Source organism: Prevotella sp. C0026C3 (assembly GCF_056590795.1).
In genome coordinates, this window is record NZ_JBWPWW010000001.1 from 284,617 (window position 1) to 292,963 (window position 8,347).

Below are 8,347 nucleotides of genomic sequence, written 5' to 3' on the forward strand. Positions count from 1 at the left end.
TTTGATATATACAAAAAGACAAAGGAGTCCGCTTCTCACGAAGCAGACTCCTTTTTTAGTATTATAATAGAGACTTTTATATTTATTTATAAGAGAGATTTTATTTCATTCAAAGAGCGCTTTTCCATCGTTCCGTCTTGGCGAGTTACAGTGAAGTAACTGTGCTTTGAAACACCATCAGCAAACTCTACTACGGCAATACTACCATCGCGCATCTGCAATGTGAAGTATCCTTCGCGCTTACCATTTACAAACTTTCCATGCCACTTTTCATTACCATTCTTATAATAAGTGGTAACTTCACCGTTCAGTACGGTATTCTTATCGTTGCCAAGATCTATAAAGCTATAACCACCCTCAGCCTTCAATGTTCCGTTCATATAGAAGTCTTGGAACACTTCTTGTTTTTTCAAGCCCGTTCCGGCAGTCATCAACAAACGATAATAACTAGCTTGTTCGCTACTTGTAACGTGCAACATATTCTCTGCATAGAAAATAGTATCGGCTACAACTGTAGCATTTTCAATATGCTTACGGCCAAAACTAGAGATGGCCATCATTACCATTGCGGTTATCAAAAGGGTACGTTTCATAAGTCAAAAGTTTAATAGGTCTCGATTTTTCTATTGCAAATATATACAAGAAATATCATTTAAGCTTTTGATTTTAACACTATTTTGCACAAAAATCAACCCTCTTTTTTAACTGAAATATTTCCCTATGCTTTCAGTTTAAAACTTTTAGTTTTTCAAGATTATACTTACAGTTTGTAAAGCCATATTACACAAACCACCCCTTAAAACACCTTCTAAATTACAATATGACACTTTTACGCTCCTAAAACATGTTTTTTACACTCATCAAGTACCTACCATACCTATCTTTTCGATACTTCTTGTTTCAATTTTCATCCAAAATATATCATTGAGTCATCAATCTTACTGGAAGTACGTACTCTGTGCGAACATTTTGCCCATCTTTCTGAGCAGATTTCCAACCATACATTTGACGTAAACTCTCTATAAGTGCTCTATCTACCGAGGGCGAAGAAGGACTTACGATAGCCAGATGAGACAAGCTACCATCGCATTCTACCACGAATCTAGCCACTACCCTACCACACTTTCCCTCCAACTTTCCACGCTCAGGTATTACAAATTGCGTTGAAAAATAGTCCAAAAGGTCTGCTTTACCATTTTTATATGTGGGTTGCACATCGGGCTGCTTACAAATCGTAAGTGAATCATCTATTCCGTCGTTAAATTCCAAATTATCGACAAGAGCGACTGGCTGAGTCGTAGCTTTCATCATTTTCTTCACTCGACGTTTCATCGCCCCGCGCAAAACCTCATAGGGAATATCACTCAAAAAACTATCAGCACCATTATTATAGAACACTTCGAACACAGCCGAATGCTCGCCACTCAGTGCCGGCCCCAGCACCGATGAAGCCTCGATCTCACCTTGAAGCGAAGTCCGAGCGCCACGCGACAGATATCGCAACAGTGTTGAATAGTTATAAGAATCGTTCATCAATGCGCCCAAATCCATCATATCACTCTCTTCCATCACCTCGTGTGCAGTCATATCGTAAGTAATGAAGCGAATCCTACTTTCAGCTTTCTGCGATGAGAGTGCCTCTGGCTGACAATCATATTCCACACGGAACGAGATAAAACGTTCGGGTGAGAAACCTAGCTGTTGCACTTTACAACGCACATAACAAAATTTCCGGTCATCGGGAAGCGAATCCAACTGCCCTACTACCGGCTGCCCTAATCGATTCAGGAAAGCCTTTCTGCTCTGTTCTACGCTTCCTGCATATTGTCCAAAAGCTATCCTGCAAAGTTTGGCTTGCAACGAATCGGATCGCTCACCATTGAGCAAATGCGGCCATTCCAATTCCATATCCACCACGTTCATCTCTTGTCCATGTCTAAGAAACATGTGTTGGCGATCGTAACTTATCAAATATCGGGTAGCAGAGTTTTGAGAGAATGTGGCAACTGCGAATAAAAGTAGCCCACACACCATGGCAATTCGCTTCATTTATCTATCTATTTCCAAGTTATTTATCCAGTTCCATATTACCCGTAAAGCCTATCCTGTCGCGTTGACGGGCATAAGCCATTATCGACGCGCTGCCATTGTCAAACACTGACAACACATATTGCAATTGGTCTTCCTTATTATCCGTATCAATCACAATCTCTTTCAGCCCCCTTTTCACCTCTCGTTCGGTATATCCCACAATCTGAGCTACAAAGTTAAGTCCCTTCCCTCCACCATAAGGTATGTTGTAAGCACGCCCAAAATAAGGCAGATAAGAATGAAGCGTATCCCCCTTGACCGTTAAGCTATATCCGAAATCCAATCGGCGACTCGGTCCCACGGCCGGCTGCATATAGTCCACCGTAATGGTATAATGGCGATCGTTCAAAGCCTGTTCCACCTGCTGTGCCGTGCGCTGTCGCAACACCACCTTCTCTTCCGCAGTCCTTGGCGTACCGCACGAAACCAACAACATCGCCACAAAGGTCATCAAATATAATTTCTTCATCATACGTATATCATTTTAAATTTAACAATTTGTGGGTCTTCCGTGACTCCATAAGGACAAATTAAGCACATCCATACGTATCATTCTCACATCTATACCCACTCCCACAAAGATATATATTAATGTTTATAACAACAAAAAATCGCCTCGATCTTTACATCTGATAAAACAATAAAAATTAAAAACAATGTGGCACTATATATATCACCCAGCAGCCAATAATTACTTAACCTTTAACTTCATCGACTTTCATTTACAAGCACTTCACCTCTCACTCCACTATTCTTCACTCTCAAACTACTGCTATGGCTCCGCAACATCCTTGCTTCGGCTCTACAACATCGCTGCCTAGTTCATGCAACAAGCTTGAAAAGCCCCTGCAACACACTTAGAGTGAAGAGTTAGGAGTGGAAAGTGGGGATTTACAACTTTCATTATGATATGAAATATATAGCAAAAAACTGATGAGCAAGCTGATAGTGGGAAGTTAATTGCAAGATTTACAAGTAAGAATGAATACAGTTGATAACCATAATTTGATTGCGAACACAATATGTAATACTCCTACAGATTCTTATTAAGGGTAAGCTGTTATGACCTAGGAATGAAAAATTAGGAAGATAAAAAAGAAAAAGGGACTGTCAGACAGTCCCTTTTTACTTAAAATGAAGTCGGGATTACTGGATTTACGATTGTCACTTCTTCCGTCATAACTCATTGATAATCAATAGGGTTTTTCTATTAAACACACATTATTTCACCGAGTTTTCACCGAGTCGACAAAATCCATATCTCTTTGATTATACGACATCCGCTACTTTTTTAGAAGACAAATCTTGTACTAATTCTGCAGTCAATCTATCAATTGTTTTTTGCTGATTCTCGATAGTTTTCTGTTGCTTCTCAATTATAGCATACAGCTTTTTATCCTTTTGTGCATCCATACTCTTCTGTCCCATTACAAGCCAGTTCGCATCAATATTATTAAATTTTTCTATGATTTTGACCATGGTTTCGTAGTTAGGTGCATTTCTTCCGGAGACGATATTATTTGCCGAACTCCATGATATCCCCAACTTTCGAGCAAATGTACTGACTGTATGCCCATCATTGTCTAGTATATCTTTAATACGGTCTGTTATTGTCTTCATAACCTAAACTAAATATAACTTAGATAATCCGCCCACATGCCCTTCATTTCTTGCGGAAAGTTACTGCTATTTAATATTCTAGAATCAAACAGATTCACATTCCGATACAGACACAGTTCTAAATTATCCCAATCATTTACGCAAATTCGAAAACCTTTCCTACCTATATATTGTTTATGAACTCTATAATTTTCATCGATGTGACGAATGGAACAATCTCTATCTCTGAACAGAACAATAATAGCTTGCCGTGCCTCACTCCATTCTATTAGACTATACTGGCTATCAATGACAAGATGTCCACGTTTATCAATAGCCACCAAGAACTGTGAATATAATTTCGTATCACAAGCTAAGTCCCCCATCACTTTTTTAACGAAATTTCCTATTTGCCCATCATTAGTTTTTCCAAAAAATCTCATATCTTAAATATTAATTATCCACTAATGTCATTAAGCATTATTCATTTAATATTTCGATATCCTCCCTGCCAAACACAGATTTCAAAACTTGCTTTCTTTTACTTTCCTTTAATTTAATCATGAGCACTGCCTCTACATCTTCCTCATGAGAGGTCTTGCGCACATAAATTTCTGGATATGTGATAATGTCAACGGGAGACATCCTCAACCCTCTTGCAATTCCTTCAAGCCTATCTATTGAAAGATTAAGTTCACCTTTCATTATTCGGCTCATTTGCGATTCGTCCAAACCAGCAAACATAGCTAATGCTGCTTGCGTTAAATTACGTTCGTTCCTGATTTTACGCAGGTTTTCAACAATTTTTTCCGATAACTTTATCATACTTATTAATTATTGTAAAATTAGTGATTGAATCTGATTTAATACGTTAATATGATTAAACTCATTTGTATATACAACAATAAAAACTTGTATTATATTAAATACTATTGTATATTTGCAATATAAATATGATTATAAGTTTTATATAATGCAAGATTATGGAAGAAAAAGTTGAAAAGTTTATTCTGTTTTATCAAACCTTGGATTTGAAAAAAAAGAGGGAAATTAGAAATTCCTTTCTCAAAGAAACGATGTTAAGTTATCCTGCATGGTTTTCCAAAATAAAAAGAAAGAGTTTTTCCCTGCTAGAAATAAAACTATTGAGTAAAATATGTGATACAGATTTCTCACTATGCCAATAAGTGAGTGTCAAAGCTGCGAATTCCACCGCAACTGTATCAACGGATTATATTGCCTTAAACTAAAAAGATACATTCAATACTCACTTAAAAAAGAATGTGAATCTAAAACAACAAACTTATGAAAGTAAAAGACTTTGAAACGGCTATTACTGCATTAAATGTAGGTATCGTTATCGATGAGATGAAACTAAGACACTCTGATGTCCGCCTAGTCATTGCGCACCAAGGTAGCAAAGGAATCGTATGGGATGAACACGGTCGCGCTTTCACTACCAGTCTAGAGCAAGAAGTGTATCTTACACCCAATGAGGATGGCGTATTAGAAAGTGTGAAAGGATACCCTCTTAATCGAAATAAATTATATGACCTTACTTTTGATTAATTATGACAAGTATAAGGAAAACACGGAAAGTTCTCAAGCGCAAATACGGAATTAAGACGATTTCGTACTACGTGAAACTCCCGAAAACAGTAAAACTGTCACCGACGGAGCGAAAATTCATAAGAAGAAGAGTTACCGAAGAAATATGCAAGCGGTTTATTATAAGAGATGTACATTGACAAGGACAGAAGAGGAATAATCTCTATTAACGAATTGAGTGAGTCTGAACTACAGCTATTACATGAAGCATTGAAAGCTTATGTCCGATGCAATTTTGGTTATGTAGATAAAATGGACCGCGCCCGGATTTGGAGATTTGATAGAGAATTCAATAATATAATGAGGCATGAAAAATAATGGAAAGAATAAGCGCTGGACTGCAAAAGAGGCTGAATATATTCAGAAAAACCTTGGCAAGGTTTCGTTAGAGGATATGTCTGTAGACCTCGGACGCAGCATTATGTCTGTAAGACTCTACTTGCTACGCCACCGGCTGGCTCCACACTCCCGGATAAAAAGAAATCTACTATTAGCAATGCTGAAAATCAAATTCAGACATCCGGAAGACTTCACGCCAACACGGGCTTTCTACAAAGAGACAGGCATCGGCCAACGCAGATGGTGGGACTTATATTTTGGCCGGAAAGCTATTACGGGAGCTGAATATACCGCAGTAGCAACCTATCTCGGTGTTACAATTCAAGAAGCGATGGAGTCCAGACAATTAGAGTTATTTGAGGAAATAGAGGAAAAATAATATGGTTGATAAGAATTTTATCGAAAAGGTAAAATCGGCATTGAACATCGTTAATGTGGTCGAATCCTTTACACACTTGCAAAAAGTAGGTGTTAACTACAAAGGAGTCTGTCCGTTTCATGATGATCATACCCCGTCGATGGTGGTAAGTCCATCAAGGCAAACTTACCATTGCTTCGTATGCGGAGCAAGCGGAGATGTCATATCCTTCGTTCAACATCATTTGAACATTACATTTGTAGAAGCTCTAAGATGGTGTACAGTACAAGCTGGATTAGAGTTCCCCGAGAAAGAAATGACTCCGGAGGAAGAAGCACGCTACAAACAAATAGAATCACAGCGTATTGCTGTGGATGCTGCAGCAAAGTTTTATCAAAAAAATCTTTTACAAGCAGAATCGTTTCTAAACAAGAGAGGTTATCGGCTCGATGATAAGGTCTTAGTTGATTTCGGAATAGGCTATGCACCAGCAGGGAATTTATGCTTAACAACACTAACCTCTGCCGGCTACTCTTTAGAACGCTTAAAAGAAGTCGATGTTGTCGGTTCTGCAGACGGAAGAACTTATGATCGATTCCGTGATAGACTGATATTTCCTTTCTATGATATTCAAGGACACGTCATTGGTTTTTCGGGGCGTATCGTAATACCCAAAGAGGGAGTTGGTAAATACATCAATACAGGAGAAACACATCTATTCACTAAAGGTAAACACATCTTCGGGCTTTATCAAGCACGAAAAGCAATAGGTAAAAAGGGCTATGCCTATCTTGTAGAAGGTCAGTTTGATGTGATGTCTCTTCATAAAGTAGGAGTAGAGAATGTTATCGGGGGAAGTGGAACAGCGTTCACCGATGATCAGATTAAACTACTCCTCCGCTTCACAGATTCCATCATCATGATCTATGATGCAGATGCTGCAGGTGTCAAAGCTTCGCTGAAGAACAGCGAACTTCTACTGAAAGCCGGTGCAAAAGTAAAATGTATACGCCTTCCAAAAGGAACCGACCCCGACGAATTTGCTAAAGCGAATGGAGATGCAACACTGGATAAGCTCAAGGAACTGACAGAGCCGTTCCCCAAAGCTTTCAAGAGAATGATGATACCTCACGGCTGCAAGGACGAGACTGTTATTGCCGATTGCCTGAATACGATATGTTCGCTTGTTGCTTACGTTCAGGACGCAGCTCTGAGATTGGAGTATATCAAGTCCATTGCAGTCGATTTCAAAAGTAAAATCAGTATAATTGACGATAAGGTCAGAGGGCTACGTGCCAAGGTAAAGGAAGCATTGCCCCAAACAAAGACACAGTCGGGTATCTTCGGTATTGATGCGCTCAAGGAGAACATTGAAAGCGATCGCCCTGGTATTCTAACCTCGGTTATGCAGGAGTTCCTTGACGGTTATGGAGAAGAACCTATCGTCTACATCGCTGGTCGCCCATCCAGCAACGATATTCAGGAGCTACGCCGTCTTTATTGCTATTTTGCATCATCAGAAACAGGCTGTAGCATTAATGCAGACGGCGTGGAAAGCGACTATCTAAGCACACTTACAGAAATGTTCCGCTCTGGCATCAATATTCTGATGACCTACAACGATTCGACTGGCTCGTTTGTTGATTACTACATCAGCCTCCATGGTAAGTTCCTTGAAACCTTCTCCGGAGACAGGGTACCACTCATCTCTCGATGCATTGAGCTTACCTCTTATGCCCAGGATACAGTCATCACGGTAAACCGTAACCATTATTGCCAAATTCTGAAACTCACTAAGGGGCAGTTTGACGAGATTAGAAAGCCTTTTGTTCAAAAGAGGAAGTCTGCGATGAAGGTAAGCATGCAAACAGACAATCTTGATGACGAGGAGTTCGATGTCAACGAGCCACCCGACTATGTTTCTGAGAATGAAGAGTATCGCAAAATGTGGAGAGAATGTGGGTATTATCCACGTTTGAACAAGAAGAGCGAGCCTGTATGTTATATGTTCCGGAATAAAAACGGCAATGGCATGACACAAGTCGCCGACTTCTTCATGACTCCATTGCTTCACATTTTCTCTGATGACTTTGAGCTGGAAAAGCCACACTAATTTGACCCACGCTGGCAAGTATTTTAGACCCAGTAAGGTTAAAATAATGAGACCCACCTCGCCAAAATAAGAATGACCCTTTGAAACGCTAGTTTTTTAGGGTCATTTTGTAGTTTTGTGTTACTGCCCTGGTCGGCATTAAAAACATAAAACTATTATTTATACGCGAGTTCGGGATAAGAAAAGCTTTAGAGAAGTTCCAATTGCCTTGATTTCTCTACGTGTACCGGCAGTGCTTC

Annotated in this window: 9 protein-coding genes and 1 pseudogene; 4 read left to right on the plus strand and 6 right to left on the minus strand. The window is 39.4% G+C overall.

Annotated features, from left to right (window positions below; translation table 11 throughout):
• Positions 1 to 86 precede the first annotated feature (86 nt).
• The 6 genes from AC1EK4_RS01110 to AC1EK4_RS01135 all read right to left on the minus strand — a co-directional run bounded on the left by AC1EK4_RS01110 (position 87) and on the right by AC1EK4_RS01135 (position 4,515).
• The gene (locus AC1EK4_RS01110) at positions 87 to 593 is read right to left on the minus strand and encodes a toxin-antitoxin system YwqK family antitoxin (protein WP_036896692.1); all 507 of its coding nucleotides are present in this window, start codon (positions 591 to 593) and stop codon (positions 87 to 89) included.
• Between the two features lie 328 nt (positions 594 to 921).
• Positions 922 to 2,049 carry an energy transducer TonB gene (locus AC1EK4_RS01115; protein ID WP_480356687.1) on the minus strand — a complete coding sequence of 376 codons (1,128 nt, stop codon included), beginning with the start codon at positions 2,047 to 2,049 and terminating at the stop codon, positions 922 to 924.
• Between the two features lie 19 nt (positions 2,050 to 2,068).
• On the minus strand, positions 2,069 to 2,563 hold the full coding sequence (locus AC1EK4_RS01120) for a DUF4251 domain-containing protein (protein WP_052052805.1): 495 nt from the start codon (positions 2,561 to 2,563) through the stop codon (positions 2,069 to 2,071).
• 797 nt (positions 2,564 to 3,360) lie between these two features.
• Entirely contained in the window at positions 3,361 to 3,711 is a 351-nt protein-coding gene (locus tag AC1EK4_RS01125) for a helix-turn-helix domain-containing protein (RefSeq protein ID WP_480356689.1), read from the minus strand.
• 8 nt (positions 3,712 to 3,719) lie between these two features.
• Entirely contained in the window at positions 3,720 to 4,133 is a 414-nt protein-coding gene (locus tag AC1EK4_RS01130; protein WP_480356691.1) for a hypothetical protein, read from the minus strand.
• A gap of 37 nt (positions 4,134 to 4,170) precedes the next feature.
• A complete protein-coding gene (locus AC1EK4_RS01135; RefSeq protein WP_480356693.1) occupies positions 4,171 to 4,515 on the minus strand; it encodes a helix-turn-helix domain-containing protein in 345 nt (114 codons plus the stop codon).
• A 158-nt stretch (positions 4,516 to 4,673) separates the two neighbouring features.
• Here AC1EK4_RS01135 and AC1EK4_RS01140 point away from each other — a divergent pair, with 158 nt between their 5' ends.
• The 4 genes and pseudogenes from AC1EK4_RS01140 to dnaG all read left to right on the plus strand — a co-directional run.
• Positions 4,674 to 4,877, plus strand: coding sequence for a hypothetical protein (locus AC1EK4_RS01140; RefSeq protein WP_480356694.1), 204 nt, complete (start codon positions 4,674 to 4,676; stop codon positions 4,875 to 4,877).
• Positions 4,878 to 4,995: 118 nt separating this feature from the next.
• Complete coding sequence (locus tag AC1EK4_RS01145) at positions 4,996 to 5,259, plus strand: 4-hydroxybenzoyl-CoA thioesterase (RefSeq protein ID WP_480356695.1); 264 nt, start codon at positions 4,996 to 4,998, stop codon at positions 5,257 to 5,259.
• Between the two features lie 346 nt (positions 5,260 to 5,605).
• Positions 5,606 to 6,016, plus strand: a complete 411-nt coding sequence (locus tag AC1EK4_RS01150) for an XRE family transcriptional regulator (protein WP_480356697.1) — start codon at positions 5,606 to 5,608, stop codon at positions 6,014 to 6,016.
• Between the two features lies 1 nt (position 6,017).
• Positions 6,018 to 8,099 (plus strand): annotated as a pseudogene (dnaG, locus tag AC1EK4_RS01155) (DNA primase); the annotation flags it as partial.
• Positions 8,100 to 8,347 lie beyond the last annotated feature (248 nt).

Excerpts from the sequence above, each read along its gene's own strand:
- AC1EK4_RS01140 (WP_480356694.1), top strand. The coding sequence starts at position 4,674 with ATGGAAGAAAAAGTTGAAAAGTTTATTCTGTTTTATCAAACCTTGGAT.
- AC1EK4_RS01110 (WP_036896692.1), bottom strand. The coding sequence starts at position 593 with ATGAAACGTACCCTTTTGATAACCGCAATGGTAATGATGGCCATCTCT.
- AC1EK4_RS01135 (WP_480356693.1), bottom strand. The coding sequence starts at position 4,515 with ATGATAAAGTTATCGGAAAAAATTGTTGAAAACCTGCGTAAAATCAGG.
- AC1EK4_RS01150 (WP_480356697.1), top strand. The coding sequence starts at position 5,606 with ATGAAAAATAATGGAAAGAATAAGCGCTGGACTGCAAAAGAGGCTGAA.
- AC1EK4_RS01115 (WP_480356687.1), bottom strand. The coding sequence starts at position 2,049 with ATGAAGCGAATTGCCATGGTGTGTGGGCTACTTTTATTCGCAGTTGCC.
- AC1EK4_RS01125 (WP_480356689.1), bottom strand. The coding sequence starts at position 3,711 with ATGAAGACAATAACAGACCGTATTAAAGATATACTAGACAATGATGGG.
- AC1EK4_RS01130 (WP_480356691.1), bottom strand. The coding sequence starts at position 4,133 with ATGAGATTTTTTGGAAAAACTAATGATGGGCAAATAGGAAATTTCGTT.
- AC1EK4_RS01120 (WP_052052805.1), bottom strand. The coding sequence starts at position 2,563 with ATGATGAAGAAATTATATTTGATGACCTTTGTGGCGATGTTGTTGGTT.
- AC1EK4_RS01145 (WP_480356695.1), top strand. The coding sequence starts at position 4,996 with ATGAAAGTAAAAGACTTTGAAACGGCTATTACTGCATTAAATGTAGGT.